The following is a 19,230-nucleotide window of genomic DNA, read 5'->3' on the forward strand; positions in this document are numbered from 1 at the left end:
CGTCATGGCGCCGGTGGCCGTGCGGGTTGCGGACATGGCGGACGGCCGCTTCGCGGCGGTGGCGGTGGTGGCCGGGCGCCTCACGGCGGTGGTGGCGGCCGGACGCCTGGCGGTGGGTGTGGTGGTGGCCGGGCGCCGCGCGGTGGGCTTGGCGGTGGCCGGGCGTCTCGCGGCCATGGACGGAGTCGTGGCCAGGCGCTTCGCGAGGCCGTTGGGCGAGGCCAACGGAGACCTGAGCGCGACCATCTCGGCGTCCCGGCGCTCCTTGAACGCCTGCCCCAGCTCCATCAGCCCTTTGTCGCCGACCTTCTGGGCCAGCGCAGGAAGGAGCTGCGTCTCCTCTTCGCGCACGTGCTCGTTGACCGACTTGATGAGCCTGGCCAGCGTCCTGGTGAACATCAGCGTGCCGGGCTGCGCCCGGACGAGTGAGTCCAGCAGGATCTCGGCCTCTTTGTGCTCCTCGACCGAGTGGTGCGCGTCGAGACGCGGATATACGCGGTCCTCCTCGGCGCGCGCGTGCGCGACCAGGAGGACGCGGAGCTCCTTCACGGTGGCCGTCGGATCGCCCCGCTGCTGTTTCAGCCGCTCGAACAGAGCCTCGACGGCCCGGTGGTCACGGGTGATAAGAGTTATGACGTCAGTTGCCATAGTGGCCACCGCTACCCCGCAGGTCAGAGTCCAATCGCGGCCCCAACGGCGGAGCGCGGATCGGCCGCTCCGGCGAGCATTCCGCCGGCGCGCACATCGATGAGATGCGCGTGCCCGAACGAGCTCCCGTACGGCAGCGCCGCCACCCGGTGCCCGAGCGCCGCCAGTCCGTCGGCCCAGCCCGCGCCCTCCTCCAGATCGACGACCGCGTCGTCGGGCGCCTCCCAGGTGTCGAAACCGGTGCCGCCGGAGCCCAGCCGCCAGCGTGGCGCCGAGATGGCCTCTCCCGGCTCCTGCCCGTACTTGAGCAGCCGGGTGATGACCTGCAGCAGGATCTGCGGCTGCGCGTCGCCGCCCATGGTGCCGACCACGGACCTGAGCGTGCCGTCGGGCCGGGTGATGAGCGCCGGCGTGAGCGTGTGCGGCGGCCTGCGGCCCGGCCCGTACTCGGCGGGGTGGCCGGGCTTGAGGGAGAAGCCGATGCCCCGGTTGTGGAGGTTGATCCCGGTACGCGGCTCGAACAGCATGCTGCCGAACCCGGACGCGTTCGACTGGATGAGCGAGACGCCCATGCCGTCGCCGTCGACCGCGCACAGGTACGTCGTGTCGCCCTGCTCGGTCAGGCCGCGCAACCGCAGCCGGGACTGGGGATCGACCAGCGCCCGCCGCCGCGCGATCTCGGCCGGGTCGAGCAGGTCCTTGGCGTCCTCGTGCAGCACGTCCAGCCGGTCGTACCCGGCGACCCTGGCGGCCTCGGCGAGCAGGTGGGCCCAGGCCGAATGGTTCGGCGAGGCGGGCAGGGTGAGGCCGTCCACGATGCCGAGGGACATCAGCAGCAGGTAACCCTGGGAGTTGGGCGGCATCGACCAGACGTCGTGGCCGAACGCGCGCACCTTGAGCGGCTCGGCCCAGTCGGCGCCGGGCGTGGCCAGGTCGGCCTCGGTGTATTCGCCGGCGCCCAGCTCGATCAGGCCCTGGCCGAACTCTCCCCGGTAGAAGGCGTCCCTGCCGCCCGCGGCCACGGACTGGAGCGCGCGGGCCACACCGGGCCTGGTCATGCGGTCGCCGGCGGCGTTCACCCCCGCGAAGTCACCGCCGCCGGGCCGCCGGGCCGCGACCCGCGCGCCGGCCACCATGAGCGGCGAGGCGGGGAACCCGTCGCGGGCCAGCCTGATCGCGGGCGCGAGCAGGTCCTCCATGGGCAGGCGGCCGTGCCTGGCGTGCAGCGCGTGCCAGCCGTCCACGCAGCCCGGCACCGGCACGGACCTGATGTCGTGCAGGTGCGGCATGCGGGTGTGGCCCTCCCCGCGCAGCCTGGCGGGGTCGGCGCCGGATCCGGCCCGGCCCGAGGCGTTCAGCGCGGTGACCGTGCCGTCGTGGACCAGGGCGAACAGGTCGCCGCCCAGACCGCACAGGTGAGGGGCGACGACGGAGAGCACGGCGTTGGTGGCGATGGCCGCGTCCGCGGCGGATCCGCCTTGGTGCAGCATCGCCAGCCCGGCGGCGGAGGCCAGGTGATCGACGCTGCACACCATGCCGGAGGGAGCGTATCTCGTGTTGTGCACGTGCCAGAGCGTACGCGGCCCGGCGGTCAGACCAGTTCGAGAGGCTCGTCGCGGCTGGCGAGCATGGCGTAGTGGCCCCCGCGGGCCATCAGCTCGTCGTGGGTGCCGCGCTCGACGATCCTGCCGTGGTCCAGCACGACGATCTGGTCCGCGTCGCGGACGGTGGACAGGCGATGGGCGATCGTGATCGTCGTACGGCCCCGCGCCAGCGTGTCGAGCGCCTCCTGCACGGCCCGTTCCGTCTGGGTGTCCAGGGAACTGGTGGCCTCGTCGAGGATCAGCACCGGCGGGTCGCGCAGCAGCGTGCGCGCGATGGCCAGGCGCTGCTTCTCGCCGCCGGAGAAGCGGTAGCCGCGCTCGCCCACGAGGGTCTCGTAGCCGTCGGTCAGCCCGGCGATGTGGTCGTGGATGCGCGCGGCCCGCGCCGCCTCCCGCAGTTCCTCGTCCGTGGCCGACGGCTTGGCGAAGCGCAGGTTGTCGGCGATCGTGGCGTGGAACAGGTAGGTCTCCTGCGACACCACGCCGACCGTGTCGCTCAGTGTCTCGAACGTCAGCTCCCGCACGTCGACCCCGTCGATCGTCACCCGGCCGCCGCTGACGTCGTAGAGCCGGGGCGGCAGGTAGCTGAGCGTGGTCTTGCCCGACCCCGTCTCGCCGACGACGGCCAGGCTTCCGCCCGGGGGCACGGTGACGTCGACGCCGGTGAGCGTGGGGGCCTCGCCGTAGGAGAAGTCGACGTTCTCGAAGCGCACCTCGCCGCGTACGCGGTCGAGCGTGCGCGTGCCGGGATGGATGTCCACCGGCAGGTCCAGATATTCGAAGATACGGCCGAACAGCGCCAGCGAGACCTGCGCCTCCACGCCGAGGCGCAGCAGCGAGACCGCGGGCCTGAACAGACTGGTCTGCAACGTCGTGAACGCCACCAGCGTCCCGACGGAGATCGAGCCGGTGTGGCCGACGGACCAGTAGATCAGCGCGGGCATCGCCGCCATGACGATCTGGATCGACGACTGCCGCCAGCGCCCGGCCATGCTCGTCCGCACGCCGAGGTCGGCCAGCTCGTCGGAGGCCTTGCCGAAGCGCTGCGTCAGCTCGGTGGAGCGGCCCATGGTGCGGCCCAGCAGGATGCCGCTGATCGACAACGACTCCTGGACCATCGCGGAGATCGTCGCCAGCTTGCGCTGCCGCTCGGAGGTGATGCGCTTGCGCTCGGTGCCGACCTTGCGGCTGATCCAGACGAACAGCGGCAGCGACACGAGCGAGATCGCGGTCAGCCGCCAGTCGAGTGCGGCCATGGCCACGATCGTGGCGATCACGGTGGTGAGGTTGGAGACGAAGGAGGAGGCCGTCGAGGTCAGGACCGACTGCATGCCGCCGATGTCGTTGGCGATGCGCGACTGGACCTCGCCGGTCTTGGTGCGGGTGAAGAAGGCCAGCGACATGCGCTGCAGATGGCTGTAGACGGTGACGCGCAGATCGTGCATGACCCGCTGGCCCATCGTGGTCGAGACCAGGGTCTGGAGCACGTCGAACACGCTGGTGGTGACGGCCACCAGGATCATGCCCAGCGCCAGTAAGGTCAGCAGCCCGGCGTCCCTGGCCGGGATCGCCACGTCCAGCACCTCGCGCAGCAGGAACGGCGAGGCCAGCGAGACCAGCGACGACAACAGGATGAACACCGCCACCAGCGCCAGCCGGCCGCGGTAGGGGGTGAACAGGGTGAGGATGCGCCGGAGCGGCGCGCGTGGTTCGTCTTCCAAGTGGGGTCTCCTTTGAGATGTTCGCTCAAACAGAGGTTAGCTCATATTTGTTCCGGTAAGCTATGCCGTATGGACGACAAGGAGCTCGCCGAGCTCTTGCACCTGGTCGGCAAGCGTTACCGGCATGGTTACGTCCGGCGGCTGGGGCCGCTCGGGCTGAACCCCGGGCAGGCGCGGGCGCTGCGCGCGCTCGCCGACGCCGGGCAGCCGCTGCGGATGGTGCAGCTCGCCGACGAGCTGCGGATCGTGCCGCGCTCCCTCACCCCCGTCGTGGACGCGCTGGAGGCGGCCGGGCTCGCGCGCAGGGAGGTCGATCCGGCCAACCGCCGCTCCACGCTGGTCGTGATCACCCCTGACGGGCGTGCGCTGCTGGACCAGGTGCGGGGGGCGCGCAGGGAGGCGGGCGAGCAACTGTTCGCGGTGTTGTCGGAGGAGCAGCGCGAGCAGCTCAGAGATCTGCTGAAGCTGGTGGACGGCCAGTTCCGCTGACCGCTCCAGGGGTGGGCTCAGTGGTGGCCCGGGTGGTCACCGTGGGTCCGCTGAGCACCCCGCCGACGACCGTGGCGACGCAGGGCGGCCGGGCCAGCAGCGCCGCGTACGGATAGCGCCCCCGCGCGTCGAAGACCGCGAAGTCGGCGCGGCTCCCGCGAGCCAGCATCCCGATCCGGCCCGGGCCCCGGTCCATGCCCAGCGCCCGTGCCCCGCCCAGCGTCGCCGCCCGCACCAGCCGCCCGTCGAGCCCCCGGATGCGCAGCCCCAGCTCGCGCGCGCTCCGCCTGATCGCCGCGGCCACGTCGAGCAGACCACCAAAACCCGCGCCACCGGCCCAGGGCAGACCACCAGGACCCGCGCCACCGGCCCAGGGCGGGCCAGAACCCGCGCCACCGGTCCCGGGTGGGACGCCGGTGCCGAGGGCGATGAGGTTGCCCTCCTCCAGCAGCGCCAGCACCTCGGCCGCGGGTGAGCCCCCGGACGGGCAGACGGCCACCGCGGTCGCGCGCAGCCGGAGCAGCTTGCGCTCGCCCGGGTCCAGCGGCCGGGCGCAGGCCACGTGACACAGCCGCCCCAGCACCCCGGCCTCGTCCAGCGCCGCGGGCGAGTGCCTGTCCAGATCCACCAGCAGCCGCAGGCCGAACGTCCTGGCCAGCATCGCCACGTCCTCCAGCACCAGCGGATCCCGGGCGTGCGCCGCGATCCCGACCGCGCACGGCCGATCGACCTCGCGAATCGCCGTGATCACCGCGTCGCGCTCGCGTTCCTCCCAGTCCGCCTCAGTGGCGCCGGTCACCTCGACGTACGAGATGCCGGGCCCCGCGGCGGGCTCGGTGAGGTCGGTGACGACGCCGGCCCGCGCGGTCACCCCGGGGGAGGGGGCGGCGGCGCGGGCGTCGACCAGGCCGGCCACGATCATCCCCGTCCACCGCAGCTCCCGCGCGCCGCCGCAGGACGCGAGCACCTCGGCCCGCGGCCCCACGTCGAGCACCCGCTCGCCCCTGGTCGCCACGGCCCCGTCGCGGATCGGCTCGGCGCAGACGGGCAGCACGAGCGGAGCGGAGTGGATCACGACGGGCGGCACGAGCGGGGCGGGCCGGAGCATGACGAGCGGGCTCGCCTTCGGCCCGGCACGCTTCGCAGACGGCATCGGCGGAACTCCCGTCGGATCTTCCCTTCCCGGCATTAAACGTGAGCCGGGACAAGTCCGCAATCAGGACGAACTATGCGAATCCCTAGGTAAATACCGGCCGGACAGCCGGGCCAGCTTCAGGCTCAGATGCAGGGCGAGCCGCTCGCCGCCGTCCTTCAGGTCGGTACGCGCGAGCTCCTCCACCCGCTGGAGCCGGTAGTACAGCGAGGTCCTGTGCAGCCGCAGCGCCCGCGACGTGGCCACCGCGCTGCCCGCCAGGTCCAGGTACGTCTCCAGCGTCTCCAGCAGCGGCAGATACTGCGGGTCCGCCAGCAGCCCGTCGAGCCCGGGATGCAGCTCCTGGTCGGGCAGGTGGGTGAGCATCCGGTAGACGCCGAGGCGCGCCCACTCCGCCGTCCGCCCGAGCCCCGGCACCCGCACGGCCACCTCGGCGGCGTGCCTGGCCTCGCGGTAGGAGTCCGCCGCCTCCGCCAGCGCCGGCCTGGTCCCCCCGATCCCCACCGCCACCGGCACCGGCATGGCCGCGTGCAGCTCGTCGGGGGAGATCGGCGGGCCGGCGGTGAGCAGCACGGCGTGGTCGTAGCGGATCAGGTGCAGCGGATGGTGCCCGCTCAGCCTCCGCCGTACCGCCAGCAGGCCCTGCTCCAGCGCCAGCCGGAGCGGCTCGTCGGGCTCGGCGGCCGACGGCCGGGCCACCAGGACGGTCACCGGCTGCGCCTGCGGGTACGCGCCCGCCTCGATGAGCTGCCTGGCCGCGTCCCGCTCGCCGAGCAGCAGCCCGGTGACCGCCTCCAGCTCCCGGTGCGAGGCGAGACCGCTGGCCAGGCTCTCGTGGAACAGGGCCAGCGCGAGCGCCGGAGCGGCGGCCACGGCGTCGGCGACCTGCGTCTCGGCCATGGCCGGGTCGGCGTCGATGAACCACAGGAAGCCCAGCAGCCCGTCGGAGTGGCGCACGGGGACGCACACGCGCGGCAGCAGACCCAGGTGCGGAGCGCCCGGAATGCGCAGCGGGCCCGGCGCGTCGTGCACGCCGGAGCCGCGCAGCCACTGGCGTACCTCGGGGGTGGTGCGCCGGCGCAGGATGGAGTCGCGGCGGATGTCGTCCATGGCGCCGCTCTGCTCGCTGTAGGCCACGACGCGTTGCACGCGGTCCTCAAGCAGAAGGGGGCGGCCGAGACGGGCGGCGAGCTCGTCAACGGTCCGCTGGAGATCCACCACAGATGCACCTTTAACTGGAATTTTCGACAAATGTCGGAAAGCTAGCTATACGTCTTCCCTACAACTGATCGGTGATCTCCGTCAATAACGTCTATACCGTCAATTCGTGATAGACCCGAAGAAGCTGCTGAAGGGTTTGCTGGCGGCCATCGTGCTGATCCCGGTGAGCCTGATGGCGACCCCTGCTTCCGCAGCACCCCCCGATGATCCCGAGTATCCCTGGCGGCAGAACCACTGGCCGCAGACGCAGCCCTGGCAGCTCGACGCACCCGCCGACGCCCAGGCTCTGCGTACCCCCCGCCCAGCCGGCGGCATCGCGCCCCTCGATCCGCAGAACTGGGAGAACCCCGACAACATGACGTGGGCGGACTACAAGAAGCCGCCCGGCACCCGGTGGAACGACCCGGCCGTCAAGGGTTCGCAGCGCACCTTCAAGGGCGCGCTCGTGCTGCTCGACTATCCCAACCAGGCGTTCGTGGTCACCCAGCCCAAGGGCTCGACGATCTACGCGAACCCGAGCGCCGAGGCCCACGACATTCCGCGTGACCAGGTGGCGACGTTCTACCAGGACTTCCTCAACACGCCGAACGACCTCAACAAGGGCCACACCATCCACGAGTACTGGATGGAGGACTCGGGCGGCCGGCTCGGCGTGGACCTCACCGGCTTCGGGCCTTACACGGTGCCGGGCAAGGACCACGAGTACGCCATGGAGTACCAGCGGGAGGCCTGCCCGGCGGGCGACACCTGCACGAAGAACCTGCGTACCGACGGCAACGCGGCCTGGATCGCCGCCGTCGGCGAGGAGACGGCGGCCCAGTACGACTTCGTCTTCTACCTGAGCGCCGGCCAGGACGAATCGTCCACCTGGCAGGAGTTCGGGATGATGAAGTTCCCGACGAAGGAGGACGTGACCGACGAGTGGGGCCCGCCCGACCCCGCGCTGCCCAACTGGTCCAGGACCCGCTACGTCGAATGGAGCTCCTGGCAGGCCGGCTCCAACTTCTGGCCGAACGCCCGCTTCGGCGTCGACTCGGTGCAGGCCGAGAGCTCGGGCATGGCGGTCTACGCCCACGAGCTGAGTCACATCATGGGCATCGCCGACAACTACAACAACCCGTACGCGGTGCCGGTGCGCCGGGCGTACACCGGCATCTGGGAGATGCTCAGCCGCGGCAGCTTCAACGGCCCGGGCGGCCCGCACTCGCGCTGGCTGATCCCGCCCACCTCCGGCGCGTCCATGGGCGCCCAGCACATGCTCCGCAACAAGCTCAAGCTCCAGATGGTCGACGAGCAGAACGTGTTGCGCCTGTCCCGCGAGGCGCTCGACGAGTCCGGCCTGGTGACCGCCAAGGTCCTGGCCCGGGTGGCCCAGCCCGGCAAGAACGAGCTCTCCGGCGTCAACATCGCCTTCGACACCGGCGACAAGAGCCCGGCCTGCGACACGACCGCCGACCCGCTCTGCGACGGCGGCGGCTACGAGAACTACACGGTCGAGGTCGTGGACCGCATGGGCAGCGACTCCTTCACCCCCGACTCCGGCGTGCTGCTGGCCAAGACCAAGAACGAGGACCGGGCCCCGTTCGAGTGGGTGATCGACGCCAACCCGCAGGACATCGGCATGACCGACTACGTTCTGCCCGACGGCACCAAGGTCCCGATCACGATCGGCGACTACCGCCAGCTCTCCGATGCCCTCTTCCACGCCGGCACCGACTCCGGCAGCGAGTACGAGTTCGCCGACCAGGCCAACCGCCTGCACTTCTACGTCACCGACGTCAAGCGGGATCGCGACGGTGAGCTGTCCTACACGGTCTCGATCCGCTCGCTCGACGGCGCGGGCCCGCAGAAGCGCGGCGTCAAGGTGCTCCCCGCGGCCGGCATCCCGACCGGCAAGGGCACGTCCACCTGCAAGTTCCCGCTGTTCAACACCGGCAGGGCGGCCCCGGCCCAGGGGCAGCACCCGGAGGACGTCAGCGCCTACCTCAACTCCGACGTCTACCGCCTCCGGGCGGAGGTCCAGGGCAAGGGCTGGACCGCCCAGCTCCCGAACGCGCTGGCCTCCGTCGCGTTCGGCAAGCAGGAGCTCGTGAGCGTCAACGCGGTCCGCGCGTCCGGCGGCGACCGGCTGGCCAGGGTGAAGCTCACCGCCACCTCGGAGAGCGATCCGAGCAAGACGGTGACGGCCACCTGTCACGTGATCGGCCTGTAAGCAAACGATGGGGTACGGCTGGCGCAGGCCGTACCCCATCCGTTTGAATCACCCCGAAGGGGGTGTTCGTTGACAGGGGATCTGCCCGACAAACAGCGACAAAGACGGAGAAGGGTGTCCTGGGCCGCGCCCCTCTCAGCGGGCCTGGCCGCCGCGGCGGCGAGCGTGCTGACGGCCTCCATGGAGTGGGAGATCCCGCCCATCGCCAAGGTCGGCGTGACCATGGCGGCGGCCGCCCTCGTCGGCCTGACCACCTGGGCCACCACCGAGACGACGCGCCCCAAGCGCCTGGCGGCGGCCGATCCCGGCACGATCGCGCCCGACCAGTGGCCGCCCGTCCCCGAGCACTTCACCGGGCGCGCCGAGGCGCTCGCCGAACTCCGCGAGGTCTTCTCGGCCCGCCGGAAGTCCGCCGACCTCTCGCCGCCGCTCGTCGTCTCCACCTACGGCCGGGGCGGCGTCGGCAAGTCGGCGCTGATGGCCAGGTTCGGGCAGGAGGTCGCCGAGTGGTTCCCCGACGGCCGGCTCTACGCCGACCTGCGCGGCGGCGTCGACGCCCCCGTCCGCCCTGAAGAGGTGCTCACCGGGTTCCTGCGCGCGCTCGACGTCCGCCTGACCACCGACCCCGGCGGGCTGGAGGAGTTGCGCAAGCTCTGGCTGACCTGGACCAAGGGCCGGCGCATCCTCATCGGCCTCGACAACGCCCACGACGCCGCCCAGGTCAAACCGCTGATCCCGGCCGAGCAGGGCTGCGCGGTGCTGGTCACCTCGCGCGCGCCGCTGTTCCTGGACGGCCGGCACGACACGCGGCTCGGCGTGTTCACCGCGGCGCACGGCGTGGAGCTGCTGGCCAGGCTGGCCGGCGGCGCCCGGGTCGTCGACGACCTGGAGGCCGCCAAGGAGATCGTCCGGCTCTGCGACTACCTGCCGCTGGCGATCAACATCTGCGGCGGCCGGCTCGCCACCCGCGAGCAGTGGACGCTGCGCGAGATGGCCGGGCGGCTGGCCGACACCCGCCGCCGCCTCGACCAGCTCGAAGTGGCCCCGACCGTCGACAAGAGCGTGCGCGCCTCCGTGCAGCTCAGCTACGACGACTGCACCGGCATGCAGCGGCGCCTGTTGCGCCTGCTCAGCGCGCTGCCCTCGCCCGACGTGCCCGGCTGGGTGGCCGGCGAGCTGCTGGACATCTCCGGCCTCGACGGGGCCGACCAGCTCGAAGCCCTCATCGACGCCCAGCTCGCCGAGTGCTCGGGCACCGACCAGACCGGCACGATGCGCTACCGCCTGCACGACCTGGTCAGGGTGTTCGCCACGGAGCTGGCCGAGCACGACGAGGCCGGGCGCCGCCGGGCCGCCATCGAGCGCGTGCTGCACGGCTATCGCCGCCGCGCCGAGGACGCGGCCCAGAACCGCTGGCCGCAGGACTGGAGCAGGGGCGGGCGCCGCTCCAGCGCCGACGGGCAGCTCAGGGCCGGCGACTGGCTCAACGCGGAACGGCTCTCCCTGATCGCCATGATCCACCTGGCCCGTCAGCTCCGGTTGTGGGAGCTGACATGGGGGCTGGCCAGGGCGTTCTGCTCGTTGTGCCACTCACTGCGCGCCTACTGGTCCGACTGGGTGGCCGTCGCCGAGATCGGCCGCGAGGCCGCCGAGCGCAGCGGCGACCGGCGGGCCCTGGCCATCGCGCTGCTCGACTGCGCCTCCGTGCACGGCGGTCTGGGGCTGCGCGCGCGGGCGCTGACGGAGGCCGAGCAGGCGCTGGAGATCTTCACCGAGCTGGGCGAGTCGTGGTGGGCGGCCAAGGCCATGCGCACGATCGGGATGACGCTGTTCAGCGACGGCAACCTCGACCGGGCGCAGGATTTCCTGATCGGGGCCATCACCGCGTTCAAGGGCGAGGACGACCTGTGGTGGATGGCCCGCACCCAGCGCAACCTGGGGGAGATGCGCATGGCGGAGCGGCGTCCCGAGGAGGCCAGGGAGCTGCTGGAGACCGCGCTGGAGGTCTTCAAGCGCGACGGCAACCGCTATTCCGAGGCCCAGACCCTGCGCGTCTACGGGGAGGTGCTGGCGGCGCAGGCCAGAGGCGAGCACCGGGCGGGCGACCACCGGCTCGCCGCGAACCTCTTCACCAGGGCGGGCTTCAGCCTCGACCGGGCCTCGGAGATGTTCAAGCAGCGGGGGGAGTTGTGGGAGGAGGCGCGCTGCCTGCGGGCCGCCGGAGAGGTCGGCGATCCCGACAACGGGCTGCGCGAGCTGGACTTCGTCCGGCGGGCCGAGGAGATCCTGGTGGCGCTGGGGGACTCCTGGGGGGTGGCCCGCACCGCCGTGTCGGCCGGTCGGGCGCTGGCGCGGCTGGGACGGACCGAGGAGTCGGAGCGGGCGCTGCGGCGGGCGGTGGCGGCGTTCGAGGAGCTGGAGGACCGGTGGTGGATGGCGCTGAGCCTGCGCTACCTCGGGGAGGCGCACCTGGAGGGGGGTGGGCGCGGAGCCGCGGTGGAGCCGCTGGAGCAGGCCAGGGAGATCTATCGCAGCCTCGGCAACGAGGCCGGCATGCGCAGGACCCTGGAGCTCCTCAGACGGGCGGCGTCCTGACCGGGGGCGGGCTCACGTCAGCGGGGTCCTGATCAGCTCTCCGGCCGCCTTCCTGGCCTGCAGGATGCTCTCCTCGAACAACTTGCGCACGTGCGCCGCCTGGTCGGCCAGCTCTCTCATGCGCTGGTGGGCCAGCTCGTCCCGGACGGTCTCGGCGAGCAACTGCTGATACTCGGGCGTCTTGGCGGCCAGCGCCTCCAGCCGTTGGTGCGCGTGGTAGACCTTGTCCGCCTTGAGCACCTGCTTGGCGTACTTCTCCAGGTGCCGCACCCGCTGCGACAACGACATCCAGGCCGTGTCCAGCGCGCTCGTGTACGGCTTGAACGCGTCCTCCAGACCGGCCGGCAGCTCCCGGGGGATGAGCTTGCCGTGCTCCGCGTGCATGCCCGACAGCCGCCGCAACCGCTGGGCGATCTGCCAGACCTCCTCGGGCAGGGAGACCTGGTTCTCGATGGTGTCGATCAGCCCGGCCCGGTGGACGGCGGAGCCCAGGATGGCCTGGACCGCGTTCTGGCTCCGGCGCAACAACATCTGGCAGGGATGGTCCAGGTCCTCGGGAAGGACGTAGCGGTCGGCGTGTGCGGTGGCCAGGCGGAGTCGTCGTCTGACCGTCCGATATGAGCTGTCCAGCGCCATCCAGCGGAGCAAGATGATCATGCCGATCATCACGCTCACCACCAGCAGGCTTCCGGCGTCGGTCAGCCAGGCGAGCACCGCGGGGAACAGCGGGAGAAGGAAGAGCAGGGATGGGTTGCGCGTGGTGTCCATGCGCCGACCGGATCGAGCCATCCGGAGAATGTGCGGATTCGACCGCAGCTCGACCGAGACTTCCGGGGGCAGCGATGGATCGATCACCAGCCGTGGAGGCAGAGCTCGTGGATCCATACGTTCATGCTGCGTTATGAAACTCGCATTCGCTCATCTTTGGCGGACATATAGGGTCGAGATAATGAAAGAGATGACGAGGTGGATCGATCTGGAAGGCGCGGTCAACGCGCGTGACCTGGGCGGACTGCCCACCCGTGACGGCGGGCGCACCCGTCACGGACGTGTCTTCCGCGCCGACAATCTGCAGGGTCTCACCCCTGCGGACGTGGATCTGCTGGTCGGTCGGCTGAACCTGCGGCACGTCGTGGACCTGCGCTCGCACGCCGAGGTGACGCTGGAGGGTCCGGGGCCGCTGAGCCACGCGCCCGAGGTGCGGCATCACCACCTGACGTTGTTCGCCGAAGGGGGCCGGCACACCGACGTCGAGGCCGACACCATCGACGGGGACCGGGTGCTGCCCTGGGCGGAGCGGGTGCTGGACGAGGAGCTCCGGGTGACCGGCTTCTACTTCGGCTACCTGCGCGACCGGCCCGACGCGGTGGTGGCGGCGCTGCGGGTGATGGCGCTGGACGACGGGGCCTCGCTGGTGCACTGCGCGGCGGGCAAGGACCGCACCGGGGTGTTGTCGGCGCTGACGCTGGAGCTGGCCGGGGTGACCCGGGAGGCGATCGTCGAGGACTACGTGGCCACGGGGGAGCGGCTGGAGCTGATTCTCAAGAGGCTGCGGGAGAGCCGGACGTACCGGGGCGACCTGGACGCGCGGCCCGCCGACGATCACCGGCCGCAAGCGCGTTACATCGAGCAGTTCCTCGGCGTCCTGGACGAGCGCTTCGGCGGGCCGCTGGGCTGGCTCGTCCAGCACGGCTGGACGGACGCGGACACCGCCGCCGTGCACGCCCGCCTGCGCGACTGAACCCAAGCCGCGACCGGCCTGCCCGCCTGGGACCGGGCGGCTGGGCCGGGGTCAGGCGAGGTGGACGACGATGCGCTGGGTCGCCGACAGGTGGGCGGCCTCGATGACGGCCAGCACGTCGATCGCGCTCTCCGGATCCACGGGCGGCGGCGCGCCCTCCCGCAGCGCCGCCACCACGCCCCGGTAGAAGTCCAGGTAGGCGCCGGGCTCGGTCGGCACGAGGCGTCGCACGTCCCCCGTGCCGAGCACCCCCCAGCGCTCCTCCTCATCGTCCCCGAACCCGGGCGCGTCCGGCGTCATCCCGGCCCGCAGCCGCTCCTCCTGCACGTCCATCCCGTCCTTCACGTAGGCGGCCGACGACCCCAGGACCCGGAACCTCGGCCCCGGCAGGGCGGCCATCGAGCCGGCCCACAGGTGTGAGCGCGCCCCGCCGGCATGGGTCAGCGCGATGAACGTGTCATCGTCCGAGATCACCCCCGCCCGCCGGACGTCGCTCTCGCAGAAGACCTCGCGCACCGGCCCCAGCAGTTGCAGAGCCTGGTCGACCAGGTGGCTGCCGAGGTCGTAGAGCAGGCCGCCGACCTCCTCGGCGCCTCCGGTCTCCCGCCAGCCGCCCTTGGGCACCGGCCGCCACCGCTCGAAGCGCGACTCCAGCCGCAGGACGTCACCGAGCAGCCCGTCGCCGGTCAGCCGCCGCAGGGTGCGGAAGTCGCCGTCCCAGCGCCGGTTGTGGAAGACGGTGAGCATGAGCCCCCGCTCCTTGGCCAGCCGCGCCAGCTCGCGGCCCTCATCGGCGGTCCTGGCCAAGGGTTTGTCCACGACGACGGGCAGCCCCTGGGTGAGGGCCGCGGCGGCCGTGCTGACGTGCGTCTTGTTCGGCGTGGCGATGATCACGAGGTCGCAGCGGTCCCAGAGCTCCCGCACGTCGGACAGGCCGGCCGCGCCGTATTTCGCGGCCACCTCGGCCTGCCGCCCGGCATCGCGGGTGACGACGGCGGTCAGCGTCAGGCCCGGGGTGGCGTGGACGAGTGGGGCGTGGAAGTAGGCCCCGGCGGTGCCGTAGCCGACCAGGCCAACCCGGATGTCGCTCATCCGCCCAGGTTATCCCGGCCGGGTCTAGCGGGCCGGGAAGGCGAGGTGTCGCGGGCCGGGAAGGCGCCCACGCCATCCCGGCCCGAGCCGTACCGGGATGGGTGGTCGCCGGCGGGTGATCGCCTACTCGTCGTCGCGTTCGGCGAGGAAGCGTTCGAACTGGGCGGCCAGTTCGTCGCCGGTGGGCATCTGGGTGGTCTCCGCCATCAGGTTCTCGCGGTCGGCGCCGCCCGCGAACGCGTCGTACTGCTGCTCCAGCCCGCTGATCGCGGTGGACAGCTCGGTCGAGGCCTGGATCTGCTCCTCGATCTCCGTGGTCGTGCGCCGGGCGGCGTCACGCAGCGCGTCCATCGGGAAGACCAGCCCCGTCTCCCTCGTCACGGCCTCCAAGGCGGTCACGGCGGCCGTCGGGTACTCGGCCTGCGAGAGGTAGTGCGGCACGTGCACCGCGTACCCCAGCGCGTCGTGCCCCGTGGCGCCGAGCCGGAGCTCCAGCAGCGCGGCCACACTCCCCGGCACCTGGACGCGCCCGAACGCACTCGTCTGCGAATTGATCAACTCTGGCCTGCTGGCGTGCATCGTCATGCCGAGCGGGCGGGTGTGCGGGACCGCCATCGGGATGCCGTGCAACGTCACCAGCTTGCTCACCCGCAGCCGTTCCACCAGCGCCTCCACCGCCTTGGTGAACAACTCCCACTCCCGGTCGGGCTCGGGCCCGCTCAGCATCAGGAACTGTGTGCCCGTGGAGTCCTTGGCGGCGTAAACGGCCAGCTCGGGGCTCTCGCACTCCACCCATCGGTCAGTGTCGAAGGTCATGATGGGCCGCCGCGACCGGTAGTCGAGCAGCCGGTCCACGTCGAACGTCGCCACGACCCGGTGCTCCAGCTCGGCCAGCAGATGGCCCAGCGCGAGGCGTCCGGCGCCGCCCGCGTCGACGAAACCGTCGAAGTGGTACAGCAGCACCGGATCGGTCAGCTCGGACGCGTCGTCCGCGAGCTTGTAGAGATCCTTCGGGTCGATCACGGTTGGACAGCCTTTCCCTAGGTACTCTTCACCAGAACCTACGGCGGGTCGGAACGATTCCGTGCAGGGCACCCTATCGAGGCACAACGCACCACATGGACGCGGACCCTGGACCGGCGGCGTCGGCCACGAGGATGTTCGGCCTGGCCAGGGCGGGCGGCGTCGAGGCGCTGGGGGCGGGCGCCGAGGCTGGGCGCGGGCCGGCCCGGCCAACGGCAAAGGTGACACTTTGCTCATGCCGACGGCTTATTACGGTCACGCTGGGACTCTAAGCATGCTTGTAACAAGGGGCGCCGGCCCCCACCGGGCCAACGGCCGCGGGCAGACGCCGCCGCTTTTCGGGCGTCATCTTCAGAAGGGGATCCCCCGTGGTCAGGGCATCGCCGCACGGCGGCGCCGATCCGGGCTCCGGGACACTCTCCGCACCGGACACAGCGCGAATGTTCGTGAATGACCAGTTTATCCAATGGTTTACGCAAAATGCTTCATAATATGAAATAAGCGCTTAAGGGCTCGAAGTTGTCGAGTGTGGCCTTTCGGACGGTCCATTGTCATGCTGGATGAGTGGCTACTTCTGCGCACTCCTTCAGTAGGCGACCACTTCGTATCCCCCCGCTGCCCTGCCCGTTCCCGAATGAGATCAACGTGCACGCCGCGGAGATCGACACGGAGAGCCACGCATGGCTGGCCGCCTCGAACATGCTCAACGGCGCCGGAACGATCGACCACTTCCGGCGCTCAAAGATCGGCCTGCTCGCGGCACGCACCAACCCCAGCGTGCCACGTGACAGCCTCCGGCTGATCAACGACTGGTACAACTGGCTCTTCGCGTTCGACGACGCGTTCTGCGAGGGCGAGCTCATGGCGCACCGGGCCTCGGCACTGGCCCGCGCCCTGCCGCCGCTCCTTGAGATCCTCGACGGCCGCAGGGTGCCGGCGGATGCCGACGACCCGTTCGGGCTCGCCCTCAACGAGCTCCTGCACCGGATCTCCGAGGCCGCCACCCCCGCACAGGTGGACCGGTGGCGGATCACGGTGAAGGAGTACCTGTTCGCCCAGATCTGGGAGGCCGCGAACCGGGAGGTGGACCTGATCCCCACCCCCGACGACTACGTCCTGATGCGCCGCATCACCGGCGCCACCTATACCTGCTTCGCGCTCATCGACGCCTGCGGAGGCTACCGGCTAGAGGCGGAGGAATGGCATCACCCCGATGTCCGTGCGCTCTCCGATCTGGCGTGCGACCTCATCGGCTGGGACAACGACCTCTTCTCCTACGCCAAGGAGCGCGGCAACGACAAAGCCCGGCACAACCTCGTCACGGTGCTGGCCACCCACAAGGGCCTCTCCCTGCAAAGAGTCCTGCACGAGGTCGCGCAGATGCACAACGCGGCGATCGACGCGTTCCTCGACCGGCGCGCCTCGCTCGACCGCTGGGCCACCCTGCCGGTCCGCAGATATGTCCGCGGACTCGAACACTGGGTGCGCGGGCACATCGAGTTCTCCCTGGGCAGCGCGCGCTACGTGGGCGCGTGGCCCGACGACACCCGCTGGCCGCAGGCGGTCTGAGGTCAGCTCTCACCAGGGGCGTCCAGCTCGCCGAGCGCGAGCGCGGACGCCTCGTCGAGGTCGAGCCGGGCACCCTCCTCGAACGCGCTCTTGTAGGCCAGCTCACCCATCTGGCGCTTGCAGTCGCGCACGCACGCGTCGTGATCCTCGGTCATCCACGGCGCGCCCAACTGCGGCAGGCCGGCCGTCCGCCAGTTCTGCTGCAGCGCCCCGAGCAGCCGGGTGGCCAGCGGCAACTCACCCATCGCGGCGAAGATCCGCGCCAACGTCTCCAGCACCAGCAGCGTGCCCAGCGTGTCGTGGAAGTGCCGCTTGATCCGCAGCCCCTCCCGGGCGCTCTGCAGCGCGTCGTCGGCCCGGCCGGTCGCCAGCTTGGTCAGCGACATCGCCCACTGCGCGTACGAGCTGACCCACAACTCGCCGCGCTCCCTGCACACCTGCAGGCAGTCCTGCAGCAGCGACTCCGCCTCATAGAGCTCGCCCTGCGCCGAGAGCACCAGCGACAACTCGACGATGGCGGGCAGCAGGCCGGGGTTGAGCTCCTTGTTGTCGGTGTTGAACTCGATCGCCACGCCCAGCAGCGCGCTGGCCTTCTGCAGGTCGCCCTGGAGCAGCGCCGCCGTGCCCTGCATCTTGGAGGCCAGGATCACCGCCCGCGAGTCGCCCACCTTGATCGCCTCGGCGCTGCACGTCTCGGCCATCACCTGCGCTCCGCCGCTGTCGCCCTGGGCGCTGCGCACGTAGGAGAGCACCCACAGCGCCTTGCACCGTTCCTTGCTCTGGTGCGGGTTGGCGTCCAGCGCGCGTTCGAGATAGAGGCGGCCCTCACGGACGAACCCGCAGCACACCCACATGAACCACAACGACGACAACAACGTCAGCGCCAGCACTTCCTTGCCCGGCGACTTGAGCGCGTGCTCCAGCGCGACGCGCACGTTGTCGTGCTCCTGGCGCATGCGCACGAACCAGTAGATCTGGCGGGGTCCCGACCAGGCGTCCTCGCTGCGCTGGGCGAGGCTCAGGTAGTACTCCAGATGGCGCTGGCGCATCTGCGCCGACTGCCCCAGCTTGTCCAGCCACTCCTCGCCGTACTCCGCGAGGGTGTCGATCAGCTTGTAGCGGACGCCGGCGTGGTCGCTCCTGATCAGCAGGATGGACTTCTCCACCAGCCCGGTCACCAGGTCGGTGATGTCCTCCGACGGCAGCCGCCCGTCCGAGCAGACGAACCTGGCCGCGTCCAGCTCGAAGTCCCTGGCGAAGACCGACAACCTGGCCCACAACAACCGCTCGGCGGGCTCGCACAGCTCGTGGCTCCAGCCAATGGCCGCCCGCAGCGTCTGGTGCCGCGGCAGCGCCGTACGGCTGGCGCCGGCCAGCAGGCTGAACCGGTCGGCCAGCAGCCCGAGGATCTGCTCCACCGACAGGGCCCGCAGCCGCACCGCCGCCAGCTCGATCGCCAGCGGGATGCCGTCGAGCCGGCGGCACAACTCGGCGACGGGCGCGATGTTCTGCTCGTCGAGCACGAAGTCGGGCAGGCTGGCCCCGGCGCGGGCCGCGAAGAGCTGCACGGACTCGTTGGTGAACAGGTTCTCCGCCGGGTCGTCGCCCGGGATCTGCAGCGGCGGCACCGGGATGACGTGCTCGTACGGCAGGTGCAGCGACTGCCGTGAGGTGGCGAGCACCTTCAGGTTGGGCGCCGCCTCCAGCAGCTCGTGCACCAGCTCGGCGCAGCCCTGCACCAGGTGCTCGCACGTGTCGATGATGAGCAGCATGTCGCGCTCGCCCACCCACTCCGACAACGACTCGGACTCGGCGCGCGAGGACTGGTCGGCGATGCCGAGCGCGGAGGCGATGGTGTGCTTGACCATGCCCGCGTCCTGCAACCGGGCCAGGTCGGCGAACCAGACCCCGTCGGGATACTGCGAACGCACCTGATGCGCCAGCCGCAGCACGGTGCGGGACTTGCCCACGCCGCCGATCCCGGTGACGGTCACCAGGCGGGACTCGCTGAGGTGCCGTTTGAGGTTGGCGAGCAGCCGGGTCCTGCCGACGAAGCTGGTCAGCTCCGCCGGCAGATTGCCTTCTCGCCGCCAGCCTGTCGGGGTGGCCATGCGCAGCCTCACGGGGGATAGGCGACACCTGCTCGGACATCGTACCGCCGA

At 71.1% G+C, this 19,230-nt stretch carries 13 protein-coding genes and 1 pseudogene; 5 read left to right on the forward strand and 9 right to left on the reverse strand.

Going from position 1 to position 19,230, the window contains the following annotated elements; genetic code table 11:
- Positions 1–375 precede the first annotated feature (375 nt).
- The 3 genes and pseudogenes from ACWD0F_RS33880 to ACWD0F_RS33890 form a co-directional block, all read right to left on the reverse strand.
- A pseudogene (locus ACWD0F_RS33880) lies at positions 376–648 on the reverse strand (hemerythrin domain-containing protein); the annotation flags it as partial.
- Between the two features lie 23 nt (positions 649–671).
- Complete coding sequence (locus tag ACWD0F_RS33885) at positions 672–2,213, reverse strand: gamma-glutamyltransferase family protein (RefSeq protein WP_449882939.1); 1,542 nt, start codon at positions 2,211–2,213, stop codon at positions 672–674.
- Between the two features lie 26 nt (positions 2,214–2,239).
- Entirely contained in the window at positions 2,240–3,973 is a 1,734-nt protein-coding gene (locus tag ACWD0F_RS33890; protein ID WP_449882942.1) for an ABC transporter ATP-binding protein, read from the reverse strand.
- Between the two features lie 69 nt (positions 3,974–4,042).
- On the opposite strand from ACWD0F_RS33890, the gene ACWD0F_RS33895 reads away from it, so the two are divergent.
- The gene (locus ACWD0F_RS33895) at positions 4,043–4,462 is read left to right on the forward strand and encodes a MarR family winged helix-turn-helix transcriptional regulator (protein ID WP_449882944.1); all 420 of its coding nucleotides are present in this window, start codon (positions 4,043–4,045) and stop codon (positions 4,460–4,462) included.
- On the opposite strand, the gene ACWD0F_RS33900 is transcribed toward ACWD0F_RS33895, so the two are convergent.
- A complete protein-coding gene (locus tag ACWD0F_RS33900; protein WP_449882946.1) occupies positions 4,422–5,615 on the reverse strand; it encodes an amidohydrolase family protein in 1,194 nt (397 codons plus the stop codon). The two genes, ACWD0F_RS33895 and ACWD0F_RS33900, sit on opposite strands and share 41 nt — an antisense overlap.
- Before the next feature lie 63 nt (positions 5,616–5,678).
- On the reverse strand, positions 5,679–6,836 hold the full coding sequence (locus ACWD0F_RS33905) for a PucR family transcriptional regulator (protein ID WP_449882948.1): 1,158 nt from the start codon (positions 6,834–6,836) through the stop codon (positions 5,679–5,681).
- Positions 6,837–6,942: 106 nt separating this feature from the next.
- Between ACWD0F_RS33905 and ACWD0F_RS33910 the strand changes: the two genes are divergently transcribed.
- Both ACWD0F_RS33910 and ACWD0F_RS33915 read left to right on the forward strand, forming a co-directional pair.
- On the forward strand, positions 6,943–9,048 hold the full coding sequence (locus ACWD0F_RS33910; RefSeq protein WP_449882951.1) for a M6 family metalloprotease domain-containing protein: 2,106 nt from the start codon (positions 6,943–6,945) through the stop codon (positions 9,046–9,048).
- A gap of 114 nt (positions 9,049–9,162) precedes the next feature.
- A complete protein-coding gene (locus tag ACWD0F_RS33915; protein WP_449882953.1) occupies positions 9,163–11,643 on the forward strand; it encodes an ATP-binding protein in 2,481 nt (826 codons plus the stop codon).
- A 12-nt stretch (positions 11,644–11,655) separates the two neighbouring features.
- Here the strand turns inward: ACWD0F_RS33915 and ACWD0F_RS33920 are convergent, their stop codons facing one another.
- Positions 11,656–12,432, reverse strand: a complete 777-nt coding sequence (locus ACWD0F_RS33920) for a hypothetical protein (protein WP_449882955.1) — start codon at positions 12,430–12,432, stop codon at positions 11,656–11,658.
- 169 nt (positions 12,433–12,601) lie between these two features.
- Between ACWD0F_RS33920 and ACWD0F_RS33925 the strand changes: the two genes are divergently transcribed.
- On the forward strand, positions 12,602–13,384 hold the full coding sequence (locus tag ACWD0F_RS33925) for a tyrosine-protein phosphatase (protein WP_449882957.1): 783 nt from the start codon (positions 12,602–12,604) through the stop codon (positions 13,382–13,384).
- Between the two features lie 51 nt (positions 13,385–13,435).
- Here the strand turns inward: ACWD0F_RS33925 and ACWD0F_RS33930 are convergent, their stop codons facing one another.
- A complete protein-coding gene (locus ACWD0F_RS33930) occupies positions 13,436–14,476 on the reverse strand; it encodes a Gfo/Idh/MocA family oxidoreductase (RefSeq protein ID WP_449882960.1) in 1,041 nt (346 codons plus the stop codon).
- A 123-nt stretch (positions 14,477–14,599) separates the two neighbouring features.
- Positions 14,600–15,499: a proteasome assembly chaperone family protein gene (locus ACWD0F_RS33935; protein WP_449882962.1), complete on the reverse strand. Its 900-nt coding sequence runs from the start codon at positions 15,497–15,499 to the stop codon at positions 14,600–14,602.
- 645 nt (positions 15,500–16,144) lie between these two features.
- Between ACWD0F_RS33935 and ACWD0F_RS33940 the strand changes: the two genes are divergently transcribed.
- The gene (locus ACWD0F_RS33940; RefSeq protein WP_449882964.1) at positions 16,145–17,068 is read left to right on the forward strand and encodes a terpene synthase family protein; all 924 of its coding nucleotides are present in this window, start codon (positions 16,145–16,147) and stop codon (positions 17,066–17,068) included.
- A 2-nt stretch (positions 17,069–17,070) separates the two neighbouring features.
- On the opposite strand, the gene ACWD0F_RS33945 is transcribed toward ACWD0F_RS33940, so the two are convergent.
- Positions 17,071–19,191: an ATP-binding protein gene (locus ACWD0F_RS33945; protein WP_449882966.1), complete on the reverse strand. Its 2,121-nt coding sequence runs from the start codon at positions 19,189–19,191 to the stop codon at positions 17,071–17,073.
- Between the last annotated feature and the right edge of the window lie 39 nt (positions 19,192–19,230).

The sequence above is a fragment of the Nonomuraea sp. NPDC002799 genome, assembly GCF_053592075.1.